Source organism: Rhizobacter sp. SG703, assembly GCF_012275445.1.
In the GTDB taxonomy this organism is placed as follows: Bacteria; Pseudomonadota; Gammaproteobacteria; order Burkholderiales; family Burkholderiaceae_C; genus Rhizobacter.
The window spans coordinates 202,596-229,269 of sequence record NZ_JAAZQK010000005.1 but is presented as its reverse complement, the minus strand read 5'-3'; the positions used below and the strand labels follow the sequence as shown (position 1 = coordinate 229,269).

Genomic DNA, 26,674 nt, shown 5'->3' with positions numbered 1-26,674 from the left:
TGTAGTTTCCACAGGAGCCGGCCGTCCCCTCAAGAAAAAGGCCGCCTGCGAAGGCGGCCCCTGGGGCGACGAGCCGGGCGTGCTTAGAGCAGGCCCTTCAGCAGCTTGCCCATCTCCGACGGGTTGCGCGTCACGGTGAAGCCGCAGGCTTCCATGATCTCCAGCTTGGCATCGGCCGTGTCGGCGCCGCCCGAGATCAGCGCGCCGGCATGGCCCATGCGCTTGCCGGGGGGCGCGGTGACGCCGGCGATGAAGCCGACGATCGGCTTCTTCATGTGGTCCTTGCACCAGCGGGCGGCGTCGGCCTCGTCCGGTCCGCCGATCTCGCCGATCATGATGACCGCATCGGTCTCGGGATCGTCGTTGAACATGCGCATCACGTCGATGTGCTTCAGCCCGTTGATCGGGTCGCCGCCGATGCCGACCGCGCTCGACTGGCCGAGGCCGATCTCGGTCAGCTGCGCGACCGCTTCGTACGTCAGCGTGCCCGAGCGCGAGACCACGCCGATGCGGCCCTTGCGGTGGATGTGGCCCGGCATGATGCCGATCTTGATCTCGTCGGGCGTGATCAGGCCGGGGCAGTTCGGGCCGAGCAGCAGCGTCTTCTTGCCGCCCTTGGCTTCCTTCTGCTTCATCTTGTTGCGCACTTCCAGCATGTCCTTCACGGGGATGCCTTCGGTGATGCAGATCGCGAGGTCCAGGTCGGCCTCGACGGCTTCCCAGATGGCCGCGGCGGCGCCGGCCGGCGGCACGTAGATCACGCTGACGGTGGCGCCGGTGCTGGCAGCCGCGTCCTTGACGTTCGCGAAGATCGGGATGCCTTCGAAGTCTTCGCCGGCCTTCTTCGGGTTCACGCCGGCGACGAAGCAGTTCTTGCCGTTCGCGTAGTCACGGCACATGCGGGTGTGGAACTGGCCCGTCTTGCCGGTGATGCCCTGCGTGATGACCTTGGTGTCTTTGTTGATCAGGATGCTCATGGAATTTCCTTGGAGGGTCGTCGCGCGGGGGGTCAGGCCTTCAGGGCGCCCATGACCTTCTGGGCCGCTTCGGCCATCGAGTCGGCGCTGATGATGGGCAGGCCGCTGTCGGCCAGCATCTTCTTGCCCAGGTCTTCGTTCGTGCCCTTCATGCGCACGACCAGCGGCACCGACAGGTTGACCGCCTTGCACGCGGCGATCACGCCTTCGGCGATGGTGTCGCAGCGCATGATGCCGCCGAAGATGTTGACGAGGATCGCCTTCACCTTGGGGTTCTTCAGCATGATCTTGAACGCTTCGGTGACCTTCTCGGCGGTGGCGCCGCCGCCGACGTCCAGGAAGTTGGCCGGCTCGCCGCCGAACAGCTTGATGGTGTCCATCGTCGCCATCGCGAGGCCGGCGCCGTTCACCAGGCAGCCGATGTTGCCGTCGAGCTGGATGTAGGCGAGGTCGAACTTGCTGGCCTCGATCTCGGCCGGATCCTCTTCGTCGAGGTCGCGGTAGGCGGTGATCTCGGGGTGGCGGAACAGCGCATTCGAGTCGAAGTTGAACTTCGCGTCGAGCGCCTTGATGTTGCCGTTGCCTTCGAGGATCAGCGGGTTGATCTCGGCGAGCGACGCGTCGGTGCTCATGTAGCAGCCGTACAGCTTCTTGAACACGTCGACGGCCTGGGCCTGCGAAGCTTCGGGCACGCCGATGCCCTTCGCGAGCTCGTACCCTTGCGCGTCGGTCATGCCGGTCAGCGGGTCGATGAAGACCTTCAGGATCTTGTCGGGCGTGTTGTGGGCCACCTCTTCGATGTCCATGCCGCCTTCGCTGCTGGCCATCATCGCGACCTTCTGCGTCGCACGGTCGGTGACGGCGGCCACGTAGTATTCCTTCTTGATGTCGGCGCCTTCCTCGATCAGCAGGCGGCGCACCTTCTGGCCTTCGGGGCCGGTCTGGTGGGTCTTCAGCTGCATGCCGAGGATCTCGCCGGACAGCTTCTTCACGTCGTCGAGCGAGCGCGCGAGCTTGACGCCGCCGCCCTTGCCGCGACCGCCGGCATGGATCTGCGCCTTCACGACCCAGACCGGGCCGCCCAGCTTCTGGGCCGCCTCGCCGGCTTCCAGCACGCTGAATGCCGGGTAGCCCTTCGGCACCGGGACACCGGCCTGGCGCAGGATTTCCTTGCCTTGGTACTCATGGATTTTCATCGCGGACTCTCTCGCTCAGTTTCTAAAAATGTTCAACGGGCAGGCCCGTCGATGGGAGTGCCTGGCACAGGCAACGCTCGGTACCAGCGGGGGTAGAAGGTGCGCACCACCGGCCCGTCGGTGCGCAGCGCGTGGCAGCGGTCGAGCTGGAACGGCTGGCGGCCGGACGCATTGTCCTCCCGCGTGTCCAGCACCTCGCCGGCAAAGGCCTGCACGACCGCGGTCGGCAGCACCTGGGTCATCTCGGTCAGGTGGGTGCAGCCCTGCACGCCGCCGAGCCGCTCGCGCACCGCGGCGCGGAAGCCCTGCAGCAGGTTCAGGCCGACCAGCGCGGCGTAGGCGTCACCCAGGTCGTCGCAGTGGCCGGGGTACGGCATCCAGCGGGTTTCGGAGCCGGCCTCGAGGATGTTGAAGGCCTCGTCGATCACCAGCCGCAGCAGCATGTCGTGGATCGGGTCGCCGGCATGGCGGACCTGGCCGGCCAGCGTGGCGTCGCGGGTCTTGATGTCGCTCAGGTGGGCGTCGACTTCCCACAGGCCGTTGCCGCGCGCATAGACGCGCACGTCGATGCTGCGTCGATGCTTGAGCTGACGCTCGGGCGCGGCGGTGGGCAAGGCCATCAGGTTGGGTTTCAGGGTGGTTACAGCCGCGGACGAGCCGGGAGGCGTCGGTCCGCGCGGCCCCTAGGGCAAACCCCCGAAATGTAGCATCCCGCACCGCAACAAGCGGCCGGGCGGGTCGTCAAACCGGTGCGAATGCCTGCGTTTTGCCCGCCGGTTGCTTGCCGAGGATGATCATGCCGAGCACCTCGTCCTCGGTGACGTCGCTGGTGCGGTAGGTGCCCACCAGCTTGCCGTTCTTCATCACCGCGAGCCGGTCGCTGAGCTCGAACACGTCGGGCATGTCGTGGCTGATCAGGAAGATGCCGACGCCCTCGGCCTTCAGCTGGCGCACCAGGTTGCCGACCATGCGCGTCTCCTCCGGGCCGAGCGCCGCGCAAGGTTCGTCCATCACCAGGATGCGCGCATTGAAGTAGATGGCCCGCGAGATCGCGACCACCTGCCGCTGCCCGCCCGACAGCCGGCGCACCGGCGTGCGGATGTTGGTGAAGTTCTTGTTCAGGCGCTGGAAGACCTGCCGCGCCTGCACTTCCATGAAGTGGTCGTCCAGCGTGCGCCACGGCGTCAGCTTCTCGCGGCCGAGGAACAGGTTGGCCACCGAATCGAGGTTGTCGGCCAGCGCGAGCGTCTGGTAGATCGTCTCGATGCCGTGCGACTGCGCCTCGGCCGGCGTGCGGATCTGCACCTTCTGCCCGCCGATGCGGGTCTCGCCGCTGTCGATCGGGTAGGCGCCGGCCAGCATCTTCATCAGCGTGGACTTGCCGGCGCCGTTGTGGCCGAGCAGCGCGACCACCTCGCCCGGGTACAGCGTCAGGTTGACGCCCTCGACGGCGCGCACGCCGCCGAAGGCCTTGTGGATGTCGACCAGTTCGACCAGGGGTTCCATCAGCTTTCCTGCACGTAGCGGCGGTACAGCACGTCGAACACGACGGCCACGATCAGCACCTGTCCGATGATCACCATGCGCTTGCCGATCGGCACGTCGAGCAGCAGCATGCCGCTGTCGAGCGACTGCATGATCAGCGCGCCCAGCACCGAGCCGAGGATCGAGCCGCTGCCGCCGGACAAGGCGGTGCCGCCGATCACCGCGGCGGCGATCACGTAAAGCTCCATGCCGCTGCCCAGCGAGTTGGTGCCGGCGTTCAGCCGCGCCACCGACACGATCGCGGCCACCGTGATCAGCACGCCCAGCAGCGCGAACAGCATCAGCGTGACGCGCCGCACCGGGATGCCGACCAGCGCGGCCGCATCGGGATTGCCGCCCATCGCGAACACATAGCGGCCGAAGCGGGTTCGGTGCACGATGAACGACAGCGTGCCGGCCACCACGCCCCAGATCAGCACCGGCACCGGGACGCCCTGCGCCTCGGTCTTCGACGAGATCCGGTAGGCCGACATCACCGCAACGAAGCCGAGCAGCAGCGCGATCGTCAGCCCGACCAGCAGCCCGTCGACCCACAGCGGCTGCAGCGCCATGCCGTGGCGCTGCTTGGCGCGCCGGCGCAGCAGCATGCGCACGACCAGCGCCGCGCCCAGCAGCCCGCCCAGCACCCAGCTCGGGCCGACGCCGATCGCGCCGTCGTAGCCGCCGCCGAGGTTGACGAAGAAGTCGTCGCTGACCGGTTGCGTCTTGCCGTCGGCGACCAGGAAGGCCGCGCCGCGGAACGACATCAGCCCGCCCAGCGTCACGACGAACGACGGCACGCCGAGCACCGCCGTCAGTCCGCCCTGGTACACCGACACCAGCAGCGCGACCGCGAGGCCGGCCAGGCACGAGGCCTGCCACGACCAGCCGGCGGTGTACTGCAGGTACGCGATCAGCACGCCGACGAAGCCCATCGTCGAGCCGACCGACAGGTCGATGTGGCGCGCGACGATCACCAGCACCATCACCGTCGAGACGATGCCGACCACTGCCGTCTGCTGCGCGATGTTGTAGAGGTTCTCCGGCGACAGGAAGATGCCGCCGGACATCGCATGGAACACCACCGACATCACGGCGAGCACCAGCCCCATCAGCACCAGCCGCCAGTCGACGGCGGCGTGGCGCAACTGCTGAAGCAATGAACTCACTTGCAGGCCGAGGGCACCTTGTCGCCCGTCACGCCCTTGCACAGCTCGTCCTTCTTGATCCAGCCGGCCTTGACGACGACGTCGAGGTTGTCGCGCGTGATCGCGACCGGCGCCAGGAAGCGCGACTGCAGCGCGATCTTCTTCTCGCCGCCGTTCCAGCTGACGGCCTTCTCGGGCGACTTGCCGCTGCCGAGCGCCACCGCCGCGCTGGCTGCTTCGCGGCCCAGGTCGCGCGCGTCCTTCCAGACCGACACCGTCTGCGAGCCGGCGGCCACGCGGTTCAGCGCGGCGAAGTCGCCGTCCTGGCCCGACACCGGGATGCCCTTGATGCCCTTGCTGGTGAGCGCGGCCACCACGCCGCCGGCGGTGCCGTCGTTCGACGCGACGACCGCATCGATCTTGCCGCCGTTCTTCGTGATGATCTGCTCCATGTTCTTCTGCGCGACCTCGGGCTTCCAGCCGTCGGTGTACTCCTCGCCGACGATCTTGATGTCGCCCTTCTTGACGGCCGCGTCGATCACCTCCTGCTGGCCTTCGCGCAGGAAGTTCGCGTTCGGGTCGGTCGGCGAGCCCTTGATCATCACGTAGTTGCCCTTCGGCTGGGCCTTGTAGACGGCACGCGCCTGCAGGCGGCCGACCTCCTTGTTGTCGAAGGTGATGTAGAACACGCCCGGCGCCTCGATCAGCCGGTCGTAGGCCACCACCGGCACCTTCTGCTTCGCGGCCTTGTTGACGGCCGGCAGGATCGCGTCCTTGTCCATCGCCAGCACGATCAACACCTTGGCGCCCTTGGACATCAGGCCCTCGATGTCGGCCAGCTGCTTCTCGGGCGAGCCGCCGGCATCGGCGCTGACGTACTTGGCGCCGAGCTTCTCGAGCTGGGCCTTGATGGCCGCCTCGTCGGTCTTCCAGCGCTCTTCCTGGAAGTTCGACCAGCTGACGCCGACGGTGAGTTGCGCCTGCGCGGCGCTGCTGAGGCCGCCAAAGGCGAGCGCGAAGGCGACGGCGCCCAGGGTGTGCTTGATCTGCATGTCTCTCTCCAGTCTTGTGGGGTGCATCACTTCGGTCGTCGGCGGGCGCAAGTTCGACCGCACCGACATAGTTTGAGTGACGAACGAAATGTCGCTTCAGATGGTTTTGGCGTCATCGGGACAAGCCCTGATGCCAAGCGCGGACAACAAAAAAGGGCCCCGCAGGGCCCTTGGAAAAGGAGTCGTCAGCAGTCGTGCATCAGAACCAGATCTCGGCCTGGGCACCATAGGAGGTGCCCTTGGTCTTGCCGTCGGCGTTGCCGGTCAGGCCGTTGGCGCCGGAGGCGGCGTTGGCGGCGTTGTTCCACTTCGCGGTGGTGACGTACAGGCGCAGTTCCGGACGGTTCCAGAAGCCCGGGCCGGTCGCCAGCGTCGGCGCAAAGGTGAACTTCGCCAGCTTCTGCGTGTCGCTGTCGTCCGGCTTCTTCTGCACGTACGCCGCTTCGGCCACCAGCTTGAAGTTCTTGGTCAGCGCGTACGAGCCGCGTCCGCCCACCGACACCGACTTCACGTTGGTCGTGTTGCCCAGGCCGTCGTCCAGCTTGTCGTGCTGGAACATCACCATGCCCTGCCCGCCGAACGGGCCGACCTGCCAGCCCGGGCTCTCGACGATGCGGTAGCTCTTGTTGCCCGAGTTCGCACCCAGGTTGCCGAAGTTGCCGTTCAGCCCGGCCGAGCCTTGCGCGTACTGCACCCACAGGATGTTGGTGCCGCCCAGGCCCAGCGCGTTGTCCTGGTTGTGCTGCGCGGTCAGCCCGAAGCCGTTCTTGCCGTCGGTGAAGTCGCCCTTCGTGATCGTGCCCACGATGCGCAGCTTGCCGCCCGGGTTCACCACCAGCTCCGAGAAGTCCACGTTCACGCGCGAGCCCGGCTTGGTCGAGTCGGCGCTGTCCGAGCGGAACGCCGCGATCGCCAGCTTGCCGCCGCCGACGTCCATGCTGTCCGCACCGGCGCCCACGCCCGACAGGTTCACGAAGAACGTGTCGACGATGTGCACGTCCGCACGGCCGTAGAAGCGCTTGCCGATCCAGAAGTTCGTGTTCGGGGCGATGTCGTAGCCCTTGCCCTCGACATACATCTGGTTGATGCCCAGCTTGCTGTGGTCCAGCGACTGGTTCGTCGCCGGCTGCCCGCTCAGGCCGCGGTCCACCGCGCCGGTGTCGGTGCCGTTGCTGTACAGGTTCGTCATCAGCGCGGCCTTGTATTCCACGCCATCGGCCTTGAAGCCCTGGCTCAGCAGGAACTCGCCGTAGAAGTCGCACTCGTTGCCGAGCCGGTACTTCATGCCTTCTCCGCCCAGCCCGTAGCATGCGCGCGACGAGTCCTTCGACGTGGCACCCGGGCCGGTGCGGAAGTAGCCGCCCCAATCGACGGCTTGTGCAGAGGTGGCGCTCAACACGCTGGCTGCGGCGGCAGCCAGGGCGAGCACGGTCTGGCGGTGGGGGAATGTCTTCACGGAATGGTCTCCTTGGTTTTTGGATGCACAGGTGGAACACAGGGCCTGGGGGAGCCCTGTCGGGGGAACGGGGAGCGTCAACCGCGCTTGCGGCTCGATTCGAAGAGGCGTTGCAGCAGGCAGAACACGAACAGCAGCCCGCCGATCACGATGCGGGTCCACCATGAGCTCAGGCTGCCGTCGAACATGATCAGCGTCTGGATGATCCCGAGCATCAGCACGCCGAACAGCGTGCCCAGCACGTAGCCGACCCCGCCGGTCAGCAGCGTGCCGCCGATCACCACCGCCGCAATCGCGTCCAGCTCCAGCCCGACCGCGTGCAGGCCGTAGCCCGACAGCATGTAGAAGGTGAACACCACGCCGGCCAACGCCGAGCAGAAACCGCTGACGGTGTAGACGCCGATCAGCGTGCTGCGCACCGGCAGGCCCATCAGCACCGCCGAATGTTCGTTGCCGCCGATCGCGTAAACCGTGCGGCCGAACTGCGTGTAGTGCGCGACGAACACCGCGAGCAGCACCACGGCGACCGCGATGATCGCGCTGACCGACAGCTCGGCGCCTTCCCACAGCGGCACGCGCAGCTGCGACAGCGCGGTGTAGAACGGGTTCGTGATGCTGATCGAATCGATGCTGATCAGGTAGCACAGCCCGCGCGCGAGGAACATGCCGGCCAGCGTCACGATGAAGGGCTGCAGCCGGAAGCGCTGGATCAGCACGCCCTGCAGCGCGCCGAAGCCGATGCCCATCAGCAGCACCAGCGGGATCACCACGGCCGGGCTCCAGCCGTGCTTCTCGACCAGCGACGCCGACACCATCGTCGTCAGCGCGATCACCGAGCCCACCGACAGGTCGATGCCGCCCGACAGGATCACGAAGGTCATGCCGACCGCGACGATGCACAGGAAGGCGTTGTCGATCAGCAGGTTCAGGAACACCTGGGCCGAGAAGAAGCCGGTGTAGAGCACCGAGCCGAGGATCGCCATCACGACGAACAGCGAGATCGTCGCCGCCAGCGGGATGAACTTCGGGTCGAAGCGCAGGCGCTTCGCAGCGGCCGTGGCCGGCATCGGCGCCATCGGTTGCACGTGCGCGTTCATGCGCGTCCTCCCGCCGGCGGCCGCTGCACCAGCGCGCGCAAGCTCTGGCGGAACTCCGGCGACTGCAGCAGCATCACCGCGAACACCACGCCGGCCTTGACGACCAGGTTGACCTCGGGCGGCACGCCCAGCGAGTAGATGGCATAGGTGAGCGTCTGGATGATCAGCGCGCCGATCACGCTGCCGGCCAGGCTGAAGCGGCCGCCGGTCAGCGCGGTGCCGCCCAGCGTCACCGCGAGGATCGCGTCCAGCTCCATCAGCTGCCCGGCGTTGTTGCCGTCGGCGCTCTTGACGTTCGAGCTGACGATCAGCCCGGCCGCGCCGGCGCACAGCCCGCAGAATGCATACACCCACACCGTGATGCGGCGGGCGCGCACGCCGGCCACCCGCGCGGCCGACGGGTTCACGCCGACCGCCTGGATGAACAGCCCGAGCGCGGTGCGCGTGGTCACCCACCACAGCAGCACGAACACCGCCGCGGCGATGAACAGCGAGAACGGCAGACCGAGCAGGTAGCCGCTGCCGAGGAAGAAATACGGCCCGTAGTAGATCGTGATGATCTGCCCGCCGGTGATCAGCTGCGCGATGCCGCGCCCGGCCACCATCAGGATCAGCGTCGCGATGATCGGCTGCATGCCGACGCGCGCGACCAGCACGCCGTTCCACACCCCGCACACCAGCGCGACGCCGAGCGCGCCGGCCACCGCCGCCCACATCGGGAAGCGGCTCGCATGCGTGGCCACGCCGTCGACGATGACCAGCGAGCCGCCGATCATCCAGGCCGCGATGGCCGCGGCGATCGCCACCACCGCGCCGACCGAGATGTCGATGCCGCGCGTGGCGATCACCAGCGTCATGCCGAGCGACACCAGCATCAGCGGCGCCGCGCGGTTCAGGATGTCGACCAGGCTGCCGTACAGGTGGCCGTCGCGCCACTCCAGGTGCAGGAAGCTGCTGTTGAACGCCGCGTTCAGCACCAGCAGCAGCAGCAGCGTGACCAGCGGCCACGCGAGGCGGTGTTTGAAAAGCTTGCTCATGCCTGCGCCGCAATCACGTGGTAGACCGCCTGCTCGCTGCTGCCGGCCGGCAGCTCGGCGACCTTGCGGCGATCGCGCAGCACCGCGATGCGGTGCGAGACGCGGACGACCTCGCTCATCTCCGACGAGATGAACAGCACCGACATGCCCTGCTGCGCGAGCCGCAGGATCTCGTCCATGATCTCCTGCTTGGCTGCGACGTCGATGCCGCGCGTCGGCTCGTCGAGGATCAGCAGCCGCGGCTCGGTCGCGAGCCAGCGCGCGAGCATCGCCTTCTGCTGGTTGCCGCCGGACAGCAGCCCGATCGGCGTGTCGATGCTGGCGGTCTTGATGCCCAGCGCCTTCACGAAGCGCTCGGCCATCTCGGCCTGCTGCTCGCGCGACAGCGTCTTCGCGAGGCCGTGGCGGGCCTGCAGCGCGAGCGCGATGTTCTCGCGCACCGACAGCTCGGCGACGATGCCGTCGGTCTTGCGGTCTTCGGGGCACAGGCCGATGCCGTGGCGCACCGCGTCGGCCGGACTGCGCAGCTGGACCGGCTGCCCGTCGACCTGCAGCGTGCCCTGGTCGTTGGCCGCCAGGCCGAACAGCAGCCGCGCGAGTTCGGTGCGGCCCGAGCCGAGCAGGCCGCCCAGCCCCAGCACCTCGCCGGGGTACAGGTCGAGGTCGACCGGCTGCAGCTGGCCTTGCTGGCCGAGGCCTTGGGCGCGCAGCAAGGGTTGGCCGTCGTGCGGGCGTGCGCTCGGGACGACCTCCGACTGGCTCGCCAACTCCCGCCCGATCATCGCGGTGATCAGCGCCGGCGCGTTCAACTCGGCGGCCGGCTTCTCGCAGACGAACTCGCCGTTGCGCAGCACCGTGATGCGGTCCGAGATCGCGTAGACCTGCTCGAGGAAATGGGTCACGAACAGGATCGCGAGGCCCTCGCCGCGCAGCTGGCGCAGCACCGCGAACAGCCGCTTGACCTCGTCCTCGTCGAGGCTGGAGGTCGGTTCGTCGAGGATCAGCACCTTGGCCTCGACGCTCAGCGCGCGGGCGATCGAGACCATCTGCTGCACGGCCACCGAGTACGTCGCCAGGCCGCGCGTCACGTCGATGTCGAGGTTCAGCCGCGTCAGCAGCTCGCGCGCCTGCGCGTTCATGCGCGGCCAGTCGATGCGCCAGCCGCCGCGCGCGCCCTTGCGCGGGTAGCGTCCGGCGAAGATGTTCTCGGCCACCGACAGGTTGGTGCAGAGGTTCACTTCCTGGTAGACGGTGCTGATGCCCAGCTGCTGCGCCTGCTGCGGCGTGGTCGGCCGGATCGCGGCACCGGCCAGCGTGAACTCGCCGGCATCGGGCGGATGCACGCCGGTCAGCACCTTGATCAGCGTCGACTTGCCGGCGCCGTTCTGGCCCATCAGCGCATGCACCTCGCCGGGGAACAGCCGCAGGCCGACGTTGCTGAGCGCGCGCACGCCGAGGAACTGCTTGCTGACGCCGCGCAGTTCCAGCACGGGAGACGGTTCGGCGCCAGTGCTCATCACTTGTTCTTGTTGTAGACGTCGAGGAACACGGCCGCGAGCAGCACCAGGCCCTTGATGACCTGCTGGTAGTCGATGCCGATGCCCATGATCGACATGCCGTTGTTCATCACGCCCATCACGAACGCGCCGATCACCGCGCCCATCACCTTGCCGACGCCGCCCGAGGCCGATGCGCCGCCGATGAAGCAGGCCGCGATCACGTCGAGCTCGAAGCCGACGCCGGCCTTCGGCGTCGCGGTGTTCAGTCGCGCGGCGAACACCAGCCCGGCCAGCGCCGCCAGCACGCCCATGTTGACGAAGGTGTAGAACGACAGCCGCTCGGTCTTGATGCCCGACAGCTTGGCCGCCTTCTCGTTGCCGCCGAGCGCGTAGATGCGCCGCCCGATCGTGCTGCGCCGCGTGACGAAGTCGTACGCCACCATCAGCAGCACCATGATGATCAGCACGTTCGGCAGCCCGCGGTACGAGGCCAGCAGGTAGCTGAAGAACAGGATCACCGCGGCGAACGCCGCCGTCTTCGCGAGGAAGAACGGGTACGGCTCTTCTTCCATGCCGTGGCGCGTCTGCGCGATGCGCCCGCGCACCTTCAGCACCACCATCACCAGCACCGTGATGACGCCCAGCAGCAGCGAGGTCAGCCGCAGCTCGGCACCGGCGAACAGGTCGGGGATGAAGCCCGAGCTCAGGCGCTGGAACTCGACCGGGAACGGCCCGACCGACTGGCCCTCCAGCAGCGCCAGCGCCAGGCCCTTGAACACCAGCATGCCGGCCAGCGTGACGATGAACGACGGGATGCGGAAGTACGCGACGAACCAGCCCTGCGCGGCGCCGATCAGGCCGCCCACCAACATGCAGCCGAGGATGGTCCAGATCCAGTGGATCTCGTGGTTCACCATCATCACCGCGGCCAGCGCGCCGATGAAGCCGGCCACCGAGCCGACCGACAGGTCGATGTGCCCGGCCACGATCACCAGCAGCATGCCCAGCGCCATGATGACGATGTAGCTGTTCTGCAGCACCAGGTTGGTCAGGTTCAGCGGCTTCAGCAGCGTGCCGTCGGTCAGGTACTGGAACAGTCCCATGATCGCGACCAGCGACAGCAGCATGCCGTACTCGCGCACGTTGTTCTTCAGGAAGCCGCGGTACTCCTTGGGCGGCACGGGGGCCGCCGCGGCGATGTCAGTTGCCATGATTCGTCTCTCCGGCCAGGGGGCCGTGTTCAGTGTCCAGCTTCGGTGGCGCGTCCATGCCGTCGTGCGAGCCGGCCCGCATGATGGCGCGCATGATCCGCTCCTGCGACGCCTCGGCCGCCGGGAACTCGCCGACGAAGCGGCCTTCGTTCATCACGTAGATGCGGTCGCACATGCCCAGCAGCTCGGGCATCTCCGACGAGATCATCAGGATGCATTTGCCCTCCGCCGCCAGCGCGTCGATGATGGTGTAGATCTCGTACTTGGCGCCGACGTCGATGCCGCGCGTCGGCTCGTCGAGGATCAGCAGCTCGGGCTGCGAGAACAGCCACTTGCTCAGCACCACCTTCTGCTGGTTGCCGCCCGACAGGTTCACCACCGGCTGGTAGACGCTGGCCGAGCGGGTGTTCAACCGCTTGCGGAAATCGTTCGCCACCGTGAACTCGCGGCCGTCGTCGATCACGCCGTGGCGCGACACCGCGGTCAGGTTCGCGAGCGTGGTGTTCTTCTTGATGTCCTCGCCGAGCACCAGGCCCAGGCCCTTGCGGTCCTCGGTGACGTAGGCGATGCCGTGGCGAATCGCCTTCTGCACCGTCGAGGTGTCGATCGCCTCGCCGTGCATGCGCACCTCGCCGCTGATGCGCTGGCCGTACGAACGGCCGAACACGCTCATCGCGAGTTCGGTGCGACCGGCGCCCATCAGCCCGGCGATGCCGACGATCTCGCCGCGCCGCACGTTCAGGTTCACGCCCTTCACGACCAGCCGGTCGGCGTGCACCTGGTGGTGCACCTTCCAGTCGCGCAGCTCGAACACGGTGTCGCCGATCTTCGGCGTGCGCTTCGGGTAGCGGTCGGCCATCTCGCGGCCGACCATGTTGCGGATGATGCGGTCTTCGCTGATCGCCTCGGCGCGGCAGTCCATCGTCTCGACGGTGGCGCCGTCGCGCAGCACGGTGATCGAATCGGCGACCTTCGAGACCTCGTTCAGCTTGTGCGAGATCAGGATCGCCGAGATGCCCTGCGCCTTCAGCGCGAGCAGCAGCTCGAGCAGCGCATTGCTGTCGCTTTCGTTCAGGCTCGCGGTCGGCTCGTCGAGGATCAGCAGCTTGACCTCCTTCGACAAGGCCTTCGCGATCTCGATCAGCTGCTGCTTGCCGACCCCCAGGTTGGTGATCAGCGCCGACGGCGATTCCTTCAGCCCGACCTTCTCCAGCAGCTCCTGCGTGCGGCGGTGCGACTCGAACCAGTCGATCACGCCCAGCTTCGCGCGTTCGTTGCCGAGGAAGATGTTCTCGGCGATCGACAGCAGCGGCACCAGCGCGAGCTCCTGGTGGATGATGATGATCCCGAGTTTCTCGCTGTCGGAGATGCCGGCGAACTTGCGCAGCTCGCCCTGGTAATGGATCTCGCCGGTGTAGGAGTCGTGCGGGTAGACCCCGCTCAGCACCTTCATCAGCGTCGACTTGCCGGCGCCGTTCTCGCCGACCACCGCATGGATCTCACCCTGGCGCACGACGAGGTTGACGTCGTTCAGGGCGGTCACGCCGTGGAATTTCTTGGTGATGCCGCGCATCTCCAGGATGGCTTCCATCCTTGGTCCTCTGGATCGTTCCGACTGCAAAAAAGGGTTCTGCGCACGCTGCGCAGAACCCACGCCGCGCCAAGAGGCGGTTACTTCAATTGCGCTTCGGTGTAGTAGCCGCTGCCGACCAGCACCTGCTTCCAGTTGCTCGCGTCGACGCTGACCGGCTTCAGCAGGTACGAGGGCACGACCTTCACGCCGTTGTTGTACGTCTTGGTGTCGTTGATCTCGGGCTTCTTGCCGCCCAGCACCGCGTCGACCATGCCGACCGTGACCTTGGCCAGTTCACGCGTGTCCTTGAAGATGGTCGAGGTCTGCTCGCCCTTCTGGATCGACTTGACCGACGGCACCTCGGCGTCCTGGCCCGTGATGACCGGCATCGGCAGCTTCGGCGTGCCGTAGCCGACACCCTTCAGCGACGAGATGATCCCGATCGACAGGCCGTCGTACGGCGACAGCACGGCGTCGACGTGGGCGCCCGAGTAGTACGCGCTCAGCAGGTTGTCCATGCGGGCCTGGGCGACGGCACCGTCCCAGCGCAGCGTGGCGACCTTGTCCATGCCGACCTGCTTGCTGCGAACGACCAGCTTGCCGCTCTTGATGTACGGATCGAGCACCGACATCGCGCCGTTGTAGAAGAAGAACGCGTTGTTGTCGTCGGCCGAGCCGCCGAACAGCTCGATGTTGAACGGGCCCTTGCCGCTCTTCAGGCCGAGCTTCTGCTCGATGTAGCTGGCCTGCAGCACGCCGACCTGGAAGTTGTCGAACGTGGCGTAGTAGTCGACGTTCTTCGAGCCCTTGATCAGGCGGTCGTAGGCGATGACCTTGACGCCCTTGTCGGCCGCCTTCTGCAGCACGTCGGTGAGGGTCGTGCCGTCGATCGCGGCGATCACCAGCACCTTGGCGCCCTTGGTGATCATGTTCTCGATCTGCGCCAGCTGGTTCGGGATGTCGTCCTCGGCGTACTGCAGGTCGGTCTTGTAGCCCTTCTCCTGCAGGTACTTGACCATGTTGGAGCCGTCGGCGATCCAGCGTGCGGACGACTTGGTCGGCATCGAGATCGCGATCGAACCCTTGTCCTGCGCATGCGCAGCCAAGGGTGCGATGGCCACAACGGCAAAAGTGGCCAGCGTGGCCAGGATCGTACGGATGGTTTTCACTTCTCTGTCTCCAGTCATGGGGGGTTCGTCATCGCCGCTCCACTGGGCGGCGGCCGGAGCGCGGCCTGCTCCGACAGGCTTCGCGCGTTGCTGCGAAGCCCAGTCTCACCCCATCGCTCAATACTTGCGATTGGGGAATTCCTTGGCTGCGACTTCCATCGGGAAGACGCCTTCCTGCGTCACGATGCGCTTCGGGATCGGCTTGCCGGCGACCAGGTCCTTGGCGGCTTGCATCAGCTGCGGGCCGAGCAGCGGGCTGCATTCGACCGACACGTTCAGCTTGCCGGCGATCATCGCCTCGAAGGCGCCCTTCACGCCGTCGATCGAGATGATCACGATGTCCTTCGCCGGCTTCATGCCGGCTTCCTCGATCGCCTGGATCGCGCCGATGGCCATGTCGTCGTTGTGCGCGTAGAGCACGTTGATCTTCTTGCCCTCGGCCTTCAGGAAGGCTTCCATCACTTCCTTGCCCTTGGCACGGGTGAAGTCGCCGGTCTGCGAGCGGATGATCTTGAACTTCGGGTCCGCCTTGATGATTTCCTCGAAGCCCTTCTTGCGGTCGATCGCCGGCGCCGAGCCGACGGTGCCCTGCAGCTCGACGATGTTCACGTCGCCCTTCTGGTCCTTCATCTTGTCGACCAGCCAGCGGCCGGCGCGACGGCCTTCCTCGACGAAGTCGGACCCCATGAAGGCAACCCACAGGCTGTCGTCCTTCTCGTCGACCGCGCGATCCGACAGGATCACCGGGATCTTGGCGGCCTTGGCCTCGCGCAGCACCGTGCCCCAGCCGGATTCGACGACCGGCGAGAACGCGATCACGTCGACCTTCTGCGCGATGAAGCTGCGGATGGCCTTGATCTGGTTCTCCTGCTTCTGCTGCGCGTCGGAGAACTTCAGGTCGACGCCGGCCTCCTTGGCGGACGACTTGATCGACTCGCTGTTCGCGGTGCGCCATTCGCTTTCGGCACCGATCTGGCTGAAGCCGAGCACGATCTTCTTCTGGGCGAAGGCCTTGAACGGCAGCGCCGCGGCCAGGGATGCCGCAGCCATCGCTGCAAACAGGGAACGTCTTTGGAATTTCACGGTTGTCTCCTCTTGGTGGGTGGCATGAAAAACGCACGGCTTGTTCCGGCGGTGCCGGGGTGCCGCATCAAAGCGCAAGGGCGGTGAAGCTCAGGCGTGGGGTGGAACTCCTCTGTCTGTCGTTCCAGGATCAGGCCAGCGTGTACGCCGTCTTGACCGTGGTGTAGAACTCGGCGGCGTAGCGGCCCTGCTCGCGCGGGCCGTGGCTCGATCCCTTGCGGCCGCCGAACGGCACGTGGTAGTCGACGCCGGCGGTCGGCAGGTTGACCATCACCATGCCGACCTTGGCTTGCCGCTTGAATTGCGTCGCGAGCTTCAGCGACTGCGTGCAGACGCCAGCGCACAGGCCGAACGGCGTGTCGTTCGCGAGTGCCAGTGCATGCTCGAAGCCGTCAGCCTTCAGCACGCAGGCGACCGGCCCGAAGATCTCCTCGCGCGCCACGCGGTGCTGCGGCTGCGCGAGCAGCAGCGCCGGCGCCATGAAGTGGCCGCGCGTCGCGCGCTGCAGCAACTCGCCGCCGGTGACGAGCTCGGCACCTTCGTTGCGCGCGATCTCCAGGTAGCCGAGGTTGGTGTCGAGCTGGCTGCGGTCGACCACCGGGCCGATGTCGATGCCGCGCTCCAGCGCATGGCCGACCTTCAGCCCGCGGGTGCGGTCGCGCATCTTCGCGACGAAGCGGTCGTGCACCGTCGCGTCGACGATGATCCGGCTCGACGCGGTGCAGCGCTGGCCGGTCGAGAAGAACGAGCCTTGCACCGCGCATTCGACGGCCTGGTCGAGGTCGGCATCGGCCAGCACCACCAGCGGGTTCTTGCCGCCCATCTCCAGCTGCACCTTGGCGCGCCGCGCGGTGGCTGCCTTCAGGATCTGCTCGCCGGTGCCCACCGAGCCGGTGAAGCTGATCGCATCGACCAGCGGGCTGTCGACCATCGCCTGGCCGACCTGCCGGCCGCTGCCCATCACCAGGTTGAACACGCCCGCCGGCAGGCCGGCGCGGCTGATGATCTCGGCCAGCGCCGCGGCACAGGCCGGCACCAGCTCGGCCGGCTTGAAGACGACGCTGTTGCCATAGGCGAGCGCCGGCGCGATCTTCCATGCAGGGATGGCCAGCGGGAAATTCCACGGCGCGATGATGCCGACCACGCCCACCGGCTCGCGCGTGATGTCGACCTCGACGCCCGGCCGCACCGACGGCAGGTGCTCGCCGGCCGCGCGCAGCGCCTCGCCGGCAAAGAACTTGAAGATGTTGCCGGCACGCGCGGCCTCGCCGATCGCCTCCGGCAGGGTCTTGCCTTCCTCACGGGCGAGCAGCTGGCCGAGTTCGTCCTTGCGGGCGAGGATCTCGCTGCCGATCTGGTCGAGCGCATCGGCGCGCCGCTGCGGCGTGCTCAGGCCCCAGGCCGGCGCGGCATCGGCCGCGGCGCGGATCGCCACCTCGGCCTGGTTGCCGTCGGCGCGGGCGTATTCGGCGACCACCTCGTCCAGGTCGGACGGGTTGCTGCTCATGCCGGTCGTGACGCCGGTCTCCCAGCGGCCGTTGATGTAGTTCTTGTAGCTCTGCGTCATGTTCCGCACCGGGTCAGAGGGCGCGCACGCCGCCGATCGCGAAGCCGCGATCGACCAGCGCCAGCGGGTTGACCAGCGGCGCACCGAGCGCCGGCAGGTCGATCTCGAAGCGGTCGCCCGGCTCGACGCGGATGTTGTCCGAGAAGCTGAGCGTCGCGGTGCCGAAGAAGTGCAGGTGCACGTCGCCCGGCTGGCGATGCGCCTCGTACTTGAAATGGTGGTACTCGAGGTTGGCCAGCGAATGGCACATGTTGGCCTCGCCGGTCAGGAACGGCTTTTCCCAGCGGACCTCGCTGCCGCGCCGGATGCGGCTGGTGCCTTCGAGGTGGGCCGGCAGCGCGCCGCTGCGCAGCTCGGGGCCGATCGCGCAGACGCGCAGCTTCGAATGGGCCAGGTAGAGGTAGTTCTGGCGCTCGGTGACGTGGTCGGAGAACTCGTTGCCGATCGCGTAGCCGAGGCGGTACGGCTGGCCGTCGGGGCCGATCACGTACAGGCCGACCAGCTCGGGCTCCTCGCCGCCGTCGAGCGCGAAGTCGGGCATCGCGAGCGGGGCGCCGGGCGCCGCGACGATGCTGCCGTTGCCCTTGTAGAACCACTCGGGCTGCACGCCGGGCAGGCCGTCGGCCGGGCGGCCGCCTTCCATGCCCCACTTGAAGATGCGCATCGAATCGGACAGCGATTCCTCGCCGCCCGACAGCTTCTGGTGCATCGCGTCGCGCGCCGACGCGCTGCCGGTGTGCGTGAGGCCGGTGCCGGTGACGAAGCAGTGCGCGACGTCGGGATGCGCCAGCGGCGTCAGCACGCGCTGCTCGCGCAGCAGCACGTCGTACGGCAGCGCCTCGCCGGTGAGCGCCGGCTGCGCCAGCGCATCGACCGATACGCGGCGGGCAATCGCCGCCTGCGCCAATTCGTAGCTGCTGACGAAACCGCCGACCGCGCGCACCGAACGGCCGTCGTCTGCCACGCAACCCACATGCTGCGTGCCGTTTTCGGCGAGGAACTGGATCAGTCTCATGGGGGCAGGCGCTTCTCGTCTGGCGAGCGAGGCTCGGGTGAAGGTGCCGCATCCTAATGAGCGGAGCTATAACTTTCTAATAGATATTTGCCGAAAACACATATACGATCCGGCATCGATAAAAACCCCTAGTGGCGCGCCGAGACAACGCCCTTTCGCATGACGAACTACACCCATTGGTTCATCCGCGCCCGCCTGAAGACGCGGCAGCTGCTGCTGCTGGTGGCGCTCGACGAAGAGGGCAACATCCACCGCGCGGCCCAGGTGCTCAACATGACGCAGCCGGCCGCGTCGAAGCTGCTGAAGGACCTGGAAGACGTGCTGGAGGTGCCGCTGTTCGAACGGCTGCCGCGCGGCATGCGGCCCACCTGGTACGGCGAGACGATGATCCGCCACGCGCGGGTCGCGCTGAGCAGCCTGAACCAGGCGCACGACGAGCTGGAGGCGATCAAGGCCGGGCGCTACGGGCAGGTCAGCGTCGGCGCGATCACCGCGCCGGGGCTGGTGCTGCTGCCGCCGGCGGTCGCGCTGGTCAAGCAGGAGCACCCGAGCCTGCGCATCGGCGTGCAGATCGAGACCAGCGACGTGCTGCTCGACCGGCTGGCGCAGGGCAAGCTCGACATGCTGGTCGCGCGGCTGTTCGCGCAGCACGACAAGACCGACCTGCGCTACGAGACGCTGACCGAGGAAACGGTGTGCGCGATCACCCGGCCGGGGCACCCGCTGCTGTCGGTGGCGCACCTGGGGCTGCGCGACGTGGTGAACGCCGGCTGGATCGTGTCGCCCAGCGGCAGCGTGCTGCGGCACCGCTTCGACCTGATGTTCCAGGAAGAGGGGCTGGAGGCGCCGATGAACGTGATCGAGACCTCGGCGCTGCTGTTCATGACGAAGATGCTGCAACAGAGCGACATGATCGCGGTGGTCGCGACCGACGTGGCGCGCTACTACGCGGCGCACGGCATCGTGTCGCTGCTGCCGATCGCGCTGCCCTGCCAGATGGATGCGTTCGGCATCATCACTCGCACCGACCGGCTGCTGTCGCCGGCGGCGAAGGTGATGCTGAAGGCGCTGAAGACCACGGCGATCACGGTGTACGGCGCGAAGTTCGACCTGGGCGCCGAACTTTGACCCGCCTCTGAAACCCGTTCGGGCTGAGCTTGCCCTTCGACAGGCTCAGTCCCAGCTCAGGGCGAACGGTGGAGTGTCACGACCAACCCGCATCGACCTTGAACTCCTGCGCGGTGCACATCGCCGAGTCGTCAGCCGCGAGGAACAGCACCATCCGCGCCACGTCGCCGGGCTGCAGCTTGTCCGGCAGGCACTGGTTGCGCTTCAGCACCTCTTCGCTCTCGGCGGTGAACCACAGCTTCACCTGCCGCTCCGTCATGACCCAGCCCGGCGACACCGTGTTGATGCGGATGCGGTGCTCGCCGAGCGGCTTCGCCAGCCCGCGCGTCAGCCCGTTGACCGACGACTTCGCGATCGCGTAGCAGGGGTACGCCCCGTCCTTGCCCTGCCAGCCGGTCGAGCCGAAGTTGATCACCGAGCCGAAACCGAGCCGCTTCATCCCCGGCACCACCGCCTGGATCGCGAAGAAGGCCGGCCGCTCGTTGATCGACATGCGCTGGTCGTAGTACGCCGGCGTCACCGATTCCAGCGTGTGGCGGTCGTCGCTCGCGACGTTGTTGACCAGCACCGCGAAGTCGCCGAGCGCCGCTTCGGCATCGGCGATCGTCTGCTGCAGCGCCGGCACGTCGCGCACGTCGCAGGGCCGGAACCACGGCGCCGGGTGCCCGGCCGCCTCGATCTGCTGCACCAGCTCGCGGCTGGCCGCTTCGGCGACGTCGACGAAGGCCACCAGCGCCCCTTGCTCCGCGAACGCGCTGACGACGGCCGCACCGATGCCGGTGCCACCGCCAGTGATGAAAACGCGGCGTCCGCGCAGGCTGGGGAATGACGCTAGAACGGCTGTCGTGGCACTTGCCATGGGGGTTTATCCTTGATCTATTGCAATTCAGGTATGTGAGAAGCGAATTTATTTATTTTTCTATTATCAATGTGCCTTGATACGATCCGCCGCGTCAAGGGCCTTGTACGACGACTGACTCGACGACCGCCTGAACAAGGCCGGCCCCGCCCCCCTCCGGAGACAACAGACCCCATGGATTCGAAGAAACCGCCCGCTCCGCCGAAGCGGCGCAGCCACGCCTGGTTCGGCAAGCAGGACCGCGATGGCTTCGTGCACCGCAGCTGGCTGAAGAACCAAGGCTATCCGCACGACCTGCTCGACGGCCGCCCGATCATCGGCATCTGCAACACGTGGAGCGAGCTGACCCCTTGCAACGGGCACTTCCGCGAGCTGGCGGAGTTCGTCAAGCGCGGCGTCTACGAAGCCGGCGGCTTCCCGCTCGAGTTCCCGGTGATGTCGCTCGGCGAGACCCAGCTGCGCCCGACCGCGATGCTGTTCCGCAACCTCGCGAGCATGGACGTCGAGGAATCGATCCGCGGCAACCCGATCGACGGCGTCGTGCTGCTGATGGGCTGCGACAAGACCACGCCGTCGCTGATGATGGGCGCGGCCAGCTGCGACCTGCCGACCATCGGCCTGTCGGGCGGGCCGATGCTGAACGGCAAGTTCCGCGGCAAGGACATCGGCTCGGGCACCGGCGTGTGGCAGATGAGCGAGATGGTGCGCGCCGGCGAGATGACGATGGACGAGTTCACCGCCGCCGAATCGTGCATGCACCGCTCCAAGGGCAGTTGCATGACGATGGGCACCGCGTCGACGATGGCCAGCATGGTCGAGGCGCTCGGCATGTCGCTGCCGGAGAACGCCGCGATCCCGGCGGCCGACACGCGACGCAACCGGCTCGCGCAGCTGACCGGCCGGCGCATCGTCGAGATGGTCAAGGAAGACCTGCGCATGTCGAAGATCCTGACGCGCGAGGCCTTCGAGAATGCGGTGCGCACCAACGCCGCGATCGGCGGCTCGACCAACGCGGTGATCCACCTGATGGCCATCGCCGGGCGCATCGGCGTCAAGCTCGACCTGGACGACTGGGACAAGCTCGGTGCCGACGTGCCCTGCCTGGTGAACCTGCAGCCGTCGGGCAAGTTCCTGATGGAAGACTTCTATTACGCCGGCGGGCTGCCGGCGGTGCTGACGCAGATCGCCGACAAGTTGCACACCGGCGCGCTGACCGCCAACGGCAAGACGCTGGGCGAGAACATCACCAACATCCCCTGCTACAACCGCGAGGTGATCATGACCCCCGAGGAGCCGTTCATGGCCTCGGCCGGCATCGCGGTGGTGAAGGGCAACCTGGCGCCCAACGGTGCGGTGATCAAGCCCTCGGCCGCGTCGGCGCACCTGCTGAAGCACCGCGGCCGCGCGGTGGTGTTCGAGACCATCGAGGACTTCCACGCCCGCATCGACGATCCGGAACTGGACATCGACGAGCACTGCGTGATGGTGCTGAAGAACTGCGGCCCGAAGGGCTACCCCGGCATGGCCGAGGTCGGCAACATGCCGCTGCCGCCGAAGGTGCTGCAGAAGGGCATCACCGACATGGTCCGCATCTCGGATGCGCGCATGAGCGGCACCGCCTACGGCACCGTCGTGCTGCACACCTCGCCGGAAGCGGCCGCCGGCGGCCCGCTGGCGCTGGTGCGCGACGGCGACATGATCGAACTCGACGTGCACGAGCGCAGGCTGCACCTGGAGGTGTCCGACGAAGAACTGGCCGTGCGTCGCGCACAATGGCAGCCGCCCGAGCCGCCGAAGCGGGGCTGGTACAAGCTGTACGTCGAGCACGTGCAGCAGGCCCACCTGGGTGCCGACCTCGACTTCCTGGTCGGTGGCAGCGGTGCCGAAGTGCCCCGCGATTCGCACTGATCTGATGACCCTGCCCTTGCCTGCCGCCGCGCCGACGCTGTTGTCCGAACCCCGCGTGCGGTGGCCCGCGGGCGCCACGCTCGGCGAGGGCACGCTGTGGTCGGTACGGCGGCAGTCGCTCTACTGGGTCGACATCCTCGGCAGGACGCTGTACCGCTACCACCCGGCGACCGACGCGCGCGAGCAGTGGCCGTTCGACGAGGAGATTTCGGCGCTGGCCGAGCGCGCCGAAGCGCCCGGCCTGCTGGTGACGCTGCGCAGCGGCTTCGCGCTGTTCGACACCGACACCGGCCGGGTGCAGAAGCTGCACGATCCCGAGGCGCACCTGCCGGGCAACCGCTTCAACGACGGCAAGTGCGACCTGCAGGGCCGCTTCTGGGGCGGCACGATGGACTTCGGCTGCACCGAGCCGACCGGCTCGCTGTACCGCTTCGATGCGAAGCGGCACTGCGAGAAGGTGTTCGATGCGCACTTCGCGGTGACCAACGGGCCGACCTGGTCGCTCGACGGGCGCACGATGTATTTCAACGAGACGGCGCAGCAGCGCATCCATGCGTTCGACTTCGACACCGCCACCGGCGCGATCTCGAACCAGCGGCTGTGGCTGCGCTTCGCGAAGGACGACGGCCATCCCGACGGCATGACGACCGACGCCGACGGCCGGCTGTGGATCGCGCATTGGGGCGCGGCCTGCGTGACCTGCCACGACCCGGTCAGCGCCAAGGAACTGCTGCGCATCGCGCTGCCGACCAGCCACATCACGAACGTCGCGTTCGGCGGGCCTGAGCTGCGCACGCTGTTCATCACCAGCGCGCGATTCGAATTGACGGACGAGCAACTGGCGGCGCAGCCGCTGGCCGGCGCGCTGTTCTCGGTGGAGGTGGACGCCCGCGGGCGTCCGGCGACCGCCTGGGAAGGCTGAAGGGATGACGCCCCTCGGTCGATGAGTACATCGACCGATCCCCCGCGGGGATGCGGGCCGGCTTGGGGCGGCCCGGCGCTCGGCCCGCCGCGCTGATGAAAGCTCTACTTGCCGAAGAAGTGCTGGAAGATTTCCGGCTCGTCGACTTCGCGCATCGACAGGCCGTCGAGCGCTTCGCGGAACGGCCTCGGCGGCTGCGCGACGTCCATCATGCTGGCCGGCATCGTGTTCTTCCACGCCGGACCGTCCTCGGGCTGCGCGGCCTTGTGGCGCACCGGCAGCGTCGGCATCTCTTCCCACTCGATGCCTTCGTTCGACGGCAGCGCGCGGAAGTTGATCGGGGCGGAAGGGGTGGCGGTCGGGCGGTTCATGGTGCAGGCCGGTGATCTGTCAGACGTCAGTTCGTCCTGGGATGAAGCGTAGCGGGCGCCGCGCCGGGCCAAGCATCGAAAAACGGGCCAAGCCCGCCCCAGTTCCGATCGTTCGGCGCCATGCATCACCGAGATCGCCCAGCGCCAGGCCTAGGACCGGGTGACGCCGCCAGGCCAGCAGCCCGGCGCACAGGACCATCCCCTTCGACACGCGTCGGCCGGCCGTCACCAGGTCGCCGTCGGCCAGCCGGGCGAACGGCACGTCGGTGGTGGCAGCGGGGCACTTCGTCATGCTGGCGCATCGTCGCGCGACCGGGCTGCCCGCAGCGGCCGGAACAAGGCGGCGGCGTCGACCGCGGTGTCGAGGCGTATCAGCCGTATCAAGCCGGGCGGCGGCTGGGACAGAATCGCACGCAAGCGGGCCGGCCCCAGGCGCGCGGAGGAAGCCCATGACCGTCGCCGAGCGCGTGATCGTCGCGCTGGACCTGCCCGATGCCGACGGCGCCCGCCGGCTGGTGGCGCAACTGGGCGACGGCGCCGTCGCGTACAAGATCGGCCTGCAGTTGCTCGCGGCCGAGGGGCCGGCGCTGGTCCGCGAACTGGTCGCGGCCGGCAAGCAGGTGTTCCTGGACCTGAAGCTGCTGGAGATCCCGAACTCGGTCGCCGGCGCGGTGAGCGCGGCCGGTGCGCTGGGCGCGACGATGGTGACGGTGCATGCCTGCGGCGGCTCGGCGGTGCTGCGCGCCGCGGTCGACGCGGCGCGGCCCTACCCGCGGCTGAAGGTGCTGGCGCTGACGGTGATCACCAGCCTGCGCGATGCCGACCTGCCGGAGATCGGCCTCGCGCCGAGCGTCGAGGACCAGGTGCTGCGCCTCGCCGGGCTGGCCGCCACGGCCGGCTGCGACGGCGTCGTGGCCTCGGCCCATAAGGCGCGCCTGCTGAAGCAGCGGCTGCCGGCCGGCACGCTGATCGTCACGCCCGGCACGCAAGCGGCCGGCAGCCCGCGCAACGACCAGGCGCGCACTGCGACGCCGGCCGACGCGCTGCGTGCCGGGGCCACGCACCTGGTGGTGGGGCGCGCAATCACCCAGTCGGCCGATCCGCGCGCGGCCTTCGAGGCCGTTCTCGACGAGGTGCGCTCATGCCGTTGACCGTCCCCGCCCCGATCGAGACGCCGCGCCTCGTGGTGCGGCAGATCGCCGAGCCCGACCTGCCCGGCTTGATGGCCGTCAATGGCGACGACACGGTGACGCAGTTCCTGCCGTACGCCACCTGGCGCTCGATGGACGACGCCACCGCCTGGTACCGGCGCATTGCCGGCATCCAGGCGACCGGCAACGCGGTGCAGTTCGCGATCGTGTCGCGCGACGAGGCCAGCGTGATCGGCGCCTGCCTGCTGTTCAACTTCAACGAGGGCAGCGCCCGCGCGGAGCTCGGCTATGTGCTGGGCCGGGCGCACTGGGGCCGCGGGCTGGCGCGCGAAGCGGCCGGCGCGCTGGTCGGTGCCGCGTTCGGGCCGATGGGCCTGCGCCGGCTCGAGGCCGAGGTCAACCCGCTGAACCGGCCGTCGGTGCGGCTGCTGCAATCGCTCGGCTTCACGCGCGAGGGGCTGCTGCGCCAGCGCTGGGTCGGCAAGGGCGCGGCCTACGACGTCGAGCTGCACGGGTTGCTGCGCGACGAGTGGCAGCAGCCTGGCACCTGACCCCGGCGACAATCGCCGGATGCCGCGCCTGTCGACCCTTGTCGCTCCCGAACCCGCGAGCGCCCCACCCCGCCCGCGCGGCGCACCGGCCGACCCGCAGAAATTCGCGCTGGCCATCGCCCCCAGCCCGATCGATGGCCAGGGCGTGTTCGCCGCCGAGGCCATTCCGGCACGCCGCAAGATCGGCGAGTTGCGCGGCGAGCCGATCAGCGTCGCCGAAGCCCGCCGCCGGGCGCGCGGGCAGGCGCGCATCATGATCGTCGAAGTGTCCGAGCGCCGCGCGATCGATGCCTCGCGATCGGTCGACGCGCTGCGCTTCGCCAACCACTCGTGCCGGCCCAATGCGACGCTGAAGCTGCAGCAGGGCCGCGTCGCCTTCCATGCGCTGCGCGACATCGCGCCCGGCGAGGAACTGACGGTCGACTACGGCCGCTCCCACCATCAAGGCCGGCTGGCCTGCCGCTGCGGCGCACCCGGCTGCGCCGGCACGCTCTGACTTCCCCGAGGACCCCGCATGACGACCCCCGTCCAGCACGCGGCCGCCGAACGCCGCGGCCTCTTCATCGCCGATGACGGCGTGGCTCGCTGCCATTGGTGCCGCGCGACGCCCGCCTACCAGCATTACCACGACCATGAATGGGGCTTCCCGGTCACCGACGACCGGCGGCTGTTCGAGAAGATCTGCCTCGAAGGTTTCCAGGCCGGGCTGAGCTGGCTGACGATCCTGAACAAGCGCGAGGCGTTTCGGGCCGGCTTCGCGAACTTCGACGCCGAGCAGGTGGCGCGCTTCACCGCCCAGGATGTCGAGCGGCTGCTCGGCGATGCCGGCATCGTGCGGCACCGCGGCAAGATCGAGTCGACCATCAACAATGCACAGCGCGTGCTGGAGATGCGAGCCGAGTTCGGCTCGCTGGCCGCGTATGCATGGAAGCACGAACCGGCGGCGCACACGCGGCCGAAGAAGCTGACGCACGAGGCGCTGGTCGCGATGACCACCTCGCCTGAAGCGATCGCGATGTCGAAGGACCTGAAGAAGCGCGGCTGGAGCTTTGTCGGGCCAACCACGGTCTATGCGTTCATGCAGGCGATGGGGCTGGTGAACGACCACCGCGAAGGGTGTGCGTCGCGCGAGGCGGCGTTGCAGGCGCGCGCCGCACTGACGGTGCCCAGGGCGCGCTGA

Annotated in this window: 26 protein-coding genes; 7 read left to right on the top strand and 19 right to left on the bottom strand. The window is 68.0% G+C overall.

From position 1 onward, the window contains the following. Window positions 1–83: 83 nt before the first annotated feature. The 16 genes from sucD to araD1 all read right to left on the bottom strand — a co-directional run bounded on the left by sucD (window position 84) and on the right by araD1 (window position 18,604). Window positions 84–977: a succinate--CoA ligase subunit alpha gene (sucD, locus tag FHT26_RS11735; protein WP_168560315.1), complete on the bottom strand. Its 894-nt coding sequence runs from the start codon at window positions 975–977 to the stop codon at window positions 84–86. 32 nt (window positions 978–1,009) lie between these two features. Next, on the bottom strand, window positions 1,010–2,173 hold the full coding sequence (gene sucC / locus FHT26_RS11730; RefSeq protein ID WP_168560314.1) for an ADP-forming succinate--CoA ligase subunit beta: 1,164 nt from the start codon (window positions 2,171–2,173) through the stop codon (window positions 1,010–1,012). 32 nt (window positions 2,174–2,205) lie between these two features. Beyond that, on the bottom strand, window positions 2,206–2,793 hold the full coding sequence (locus FHT26_RS11725; RefSeq protein ID WP_168560313.1) for a DUF2889 domain-containing protein: 588 nt from the start codon (window positions 2,791–2,793) through the stop codon (window positions 2,206–2,208). A 121-nt stretch (window positions 2,794–2,914) separates the two neighbouring features. Beyond that, the gene (locus FHT26_RS11720) at window positions 2,915–3,679 is read right to left on the bottom strand and encodes an ATP-binding cassette domain-containing protein (RefSeq protein ID WP_168560312.1); all 765 of its coding nucleotides are present in this window, start codon (window positions 3,677–3,679) and stop codon (window positions 2,915–2,917) included. After that, window positions 3,679–4,809: an ABC transporter permease subunit gene (locus FHT26_RS11715; RefSeq protein WP_168560569.1), complete on the bottom strand. Its 1,131-nt coding sequence runs from the start codon at window positions 4,807–4,809 to the stop codon at window positions 3,679–3,681. The genes FHT26_RS11720 and FHT26_RS11715 overlap by 1 nt, the downstream gene beginning before the upstream one ends. 53 nt (window positions 4,810–4,862) lie before the next feature. Further along, complete coding sequence (gene xylF / locus FHT26_RS11710; protein WP_168560311.1) at window positions 4,863–5,897, bottom strand: D-xylose ABC transporter substrate-binding protein; 1,035 nt, start codon at window positions 5,895–5,897, stop codon at window positions 4,863–4,865. A 199-nt stretch (window positions 5,898–6,096) separates the two neighbouring features. Continuing rightward, window positions 6,097–7,353 (bottom strand): carbohydrate porin, encoded by a 1,257-nt coding sequence (locus FHT26_RS11705; protein ID WP_168560310.1) that lies wholly within the window; start codon window positions 7,351–7,353, stop codon window positions 6,097–6,099. Window positions 7,354–7,430: 77 nt separating this feature from the next. After that, window positions 7,431–8,450 (bottom strand): galactofuranose ABC transporter, permease protein YjfF, encoded by a 1,020-nt coding sequence (gene yjfF / locus FHT26_RS11700; RefSeq protein WP_168560309.1) that lies wholly within the window; start codon window positions 8,448–8,450, stop codon window positions 7,431–7,433. Continuing rightward, the gene (locus tag FHT26_RS11695) at window positions 8,447–9,487 is read right to left on the bottom strand and encodes an ABC transporter permease (RefSeq protein ID WP_168560308.1); all 1,041 of its coding nucleotides are present in this window, start codon (window positions 9,485–9,487) and stop codon (window positions 8,447–8,449) included. Before FHT26_RS11695 ends, yjfF begins: the two co-directional genes overlap by 4 nt. Then, a complete protein-coding gene (locus tag FHT26_RS11690; protein ID WP_168560307.1) occupies window positions 9,484–11,004 on the bottom strand; it encodes a sugar ABC transporter ATP-binding protein in 1,521 nt (506 codons plus the stop codon). The genes FHT26_RS11695 and FHT26_RS11690 overlap by 4 nt, the downstream gene beginning before the upstream one ends. Beyond that, window positions 11,004–12,197: a multiple monosaccharide ABC transporter permease gene (gene mmsB, locus FHT26_RS11685; protein WP_168560306.1), complete on the bottom strand. Its 1,194-nt coding sequence runs from the start codon at window positions 12,195–12,197 to the stop codon at window positions 11,004–11,006. Before mmsB ends, FHT26_RS11690 begins: the two co-directional genes overlap by 1 nt. Beyond that, a complete protein-coding gene (gene mmsA, locus FHT26_RS11680; RefSeq protein ID WP_168560305.1) occupies window positions 12,187–13,788 on the bottom strand; it encodes a multiple monosaccharide ABC transporter ATP-binding protein in 1,602 nt (533 codons plus the stop codon). The genes mmsB and mmsA overlap by 11 nt, the downstream gene beginning before the upstream one ends. Before the next feature lie 80 nt (window positions 13,789–13,868). Further along, the gene (chvE, locus tag FHT26_RS11675) at window positions 13,869–14,957 is read right to left on the bottom strand and encodes a multiple monosaccharide ABC transporter substrate-binding protein (RefSeq protein ID WP_168560304.1); all 1,089 of its coding nucleotides are present in this window, start codon (window positions 14,955–14,957) and stop codon (window positions 13,869–13,871) included. A gap of 99 nt (window positions 14,958–15,056) precedes the next feature. After that, window positions 15,057–15,989, bottom strand: coding sequence for an ABC transporter substrate-binding protein (locus FHT26_RS11670; protein WP_210427349.1), 933 nt, complete (start codon window positions 15,987–15,989; stop codon window positions 15,057–15,059). Window positions 15,990–16,152: 163 nt separating this feature from the next. Next, the gene (locus tag FHT26_RS11665; protein WP_056807798.1) at window positions 16,153–17,589 is read right to left on the bottom strand and encodes an aldehyde dehydrogenase family protein; all 1,437 of its coding nucleotides are present in this window, start codon (window positions 17,587–17,589) and stop codon (window positions 16,153–16,155) included. 13 nt (window positions 17,590–17,602) lie between these two features. Continuing rightward, on the bottom strand, window positions 17,603–18,604 hold the full coding sequence (araD1, locus tag FHT26_RS11660) for an AraD1 family protein (protein WP_168560302.1): 1,002 nt from the start codon (window positions 18,602–18,604) through the stop codon (window positions 17,603–17,605). Between the two features lie 159 nt (window positions 18,605–18,763). Here araD1 and FHT26_RS11655 point away from each other — a divergent pair, with 159 nt between their 5' ends. Beyond that, on the top strand, window positions 18,764–19,732 hold the full coding sequence (locus tag FHT26_RS11655) for a LysR family transcriptional regulator (protein WP_168560301.1): 969 nt from the start codon (window positions 18,764–18,766) through the stop codon (window positions 19,730–19,732). 76 nt (window positions 19,733–19,808) lie between these two features. On the opposite strand, the gene FHT26_RS11650 is transcribed toward FHT26_RS11655, so the two are convergent. After that, on the bottom strand, window positions 19,809–20,591 hold the full coding sequence (locus FHT26_RS11650) for an SDR family NAD(P)-dependent oxidoreductase (protein ID WP_168560300.1): 783 nt from the start codon (window positions 20,589–20,591) through the stop codon (window positions 19,809–19,811). Window positions 20,592–20,765: 174 nt separating this feature from the next. Between FHT26_RS11650 and FHT26_RS11645 the strand changes: the two genes are divergently transcribed. Both FHT26_RS11645 and FHT26_RS11640 read left to right on the top strand, forming a co-directional pair. Continuing rightward, complete coding sequence (locus FHT26_RS11645; protein WP_168560299.1) at window positions 20,766–22,499, top strand: IlvD/Edd family dehydratase; 1,734 nt, start codon at window positions 20,766–20,768, stop codon at window positions 22,497–22,499. A 4-nt stretch (window positions 22,500–22,503) separates the two neighbouring features. Beyond that, the gene (locus tag FHT26_RS11640; RefSeq protein ID WP_168560298.1) at window positions 22,504–23,421 is read left to right on the top strand and encodes an SMP-30/gluconolactonase/LRE family protein; all 918 of its coding nucleotides are present in this window, start codon (window positions 22,504–22,506) and stop codon (window positions 23,419–23,421) included. A 104-nt stretch (window positions 23,422–23,525) separates the two neighbouring features. On the opposite strand, the gene FHT26_RS11635 is transcribed toward FHT26_RS11640, so the two are convergent. Together FHT26_RS11635 and FHT26_RS11630 are read right to left on the bottom strand one after the other, a co-directional pair. Further along, a complete protein-coding gene (locus tag FHT26_RS11635) occupies window positions 23,526–23,792 on the bottom strand; it encodes a hypothetical protein (protein WP_168560297.1) in 267 nt (88 codons plus the stop codon). Between the two features lie 19 nt (window positions 23,793–23,811). Beyond that, on the bottom strand, window positions 23,812–24,084 hold the full coding sequence (locus FHT26_RS11630) for a hypothetical protein (protein ID WP_168560296.1): 273 nt from the start codon (window positions 24,082–24,084) through the stop codon (window positions 23,812–23,814). 157 nt (window positions 24,085–24,241) lie between these two features. Between FHT26_RS11630 and pyrF the strand changes: the two genes are divergently transcribed. From pyrF to FHT26_RS11610, 4 genes are read left to right on the top strand one after another with little or no spacing between them, the layout of a single operon-like run. After that, window positions 24,242–24,943, top strand: coding sequence for an orotidine-5'-phosphate decarboxylase (pyrF, locus tag FHT26_RS11625; protein WP_168560295.1), 702 nt, complete (start codon window positions 24,242–24,244; stop codon window positions 24,941–24,943). Continuing rightward, window positions 24,934–25,494, top strand: coding sequence for a GNAT family N-acetyltransferase (locus FHT26_RS11620; protein WP_168560294.1), 561 nt, complete (start codon window positions 24,934–24,936; stop codon window positions 25,492–25,494). Before pyrF ends, FHT26_RS11620 begins: the two co-directional genes overlap by 10 nt. A 19-nt stretch (window positions 25,495–25,513) precedes the next feature. Continuing rightward, on the top strand, window positions 25,514–25,990 hold the full coding sequence (locus tag FHT26_RS11615; RefSeq protein WP_168560293.1) for an SET domain-containing protein: 477 nt from the start codon (window positions 25,514–25,516) through the stop codon (window positions 25,988–25,990). An 18-nt stretch (window positions 25,991–26,008) separates the two neighbouring features. Next, the gene (locus FHT26_RS11610; RefSeq protein ID WP_168560292.1) at window positions 26,009–26,674 is read left to right on the top strand and encodes a DNA-3-methyladenine glycosylase I; all 666 of its coding nucleotides are present in this window, start codon (window positions 26,009–26,011) and stop codon (window positions 26,672–26,674) included.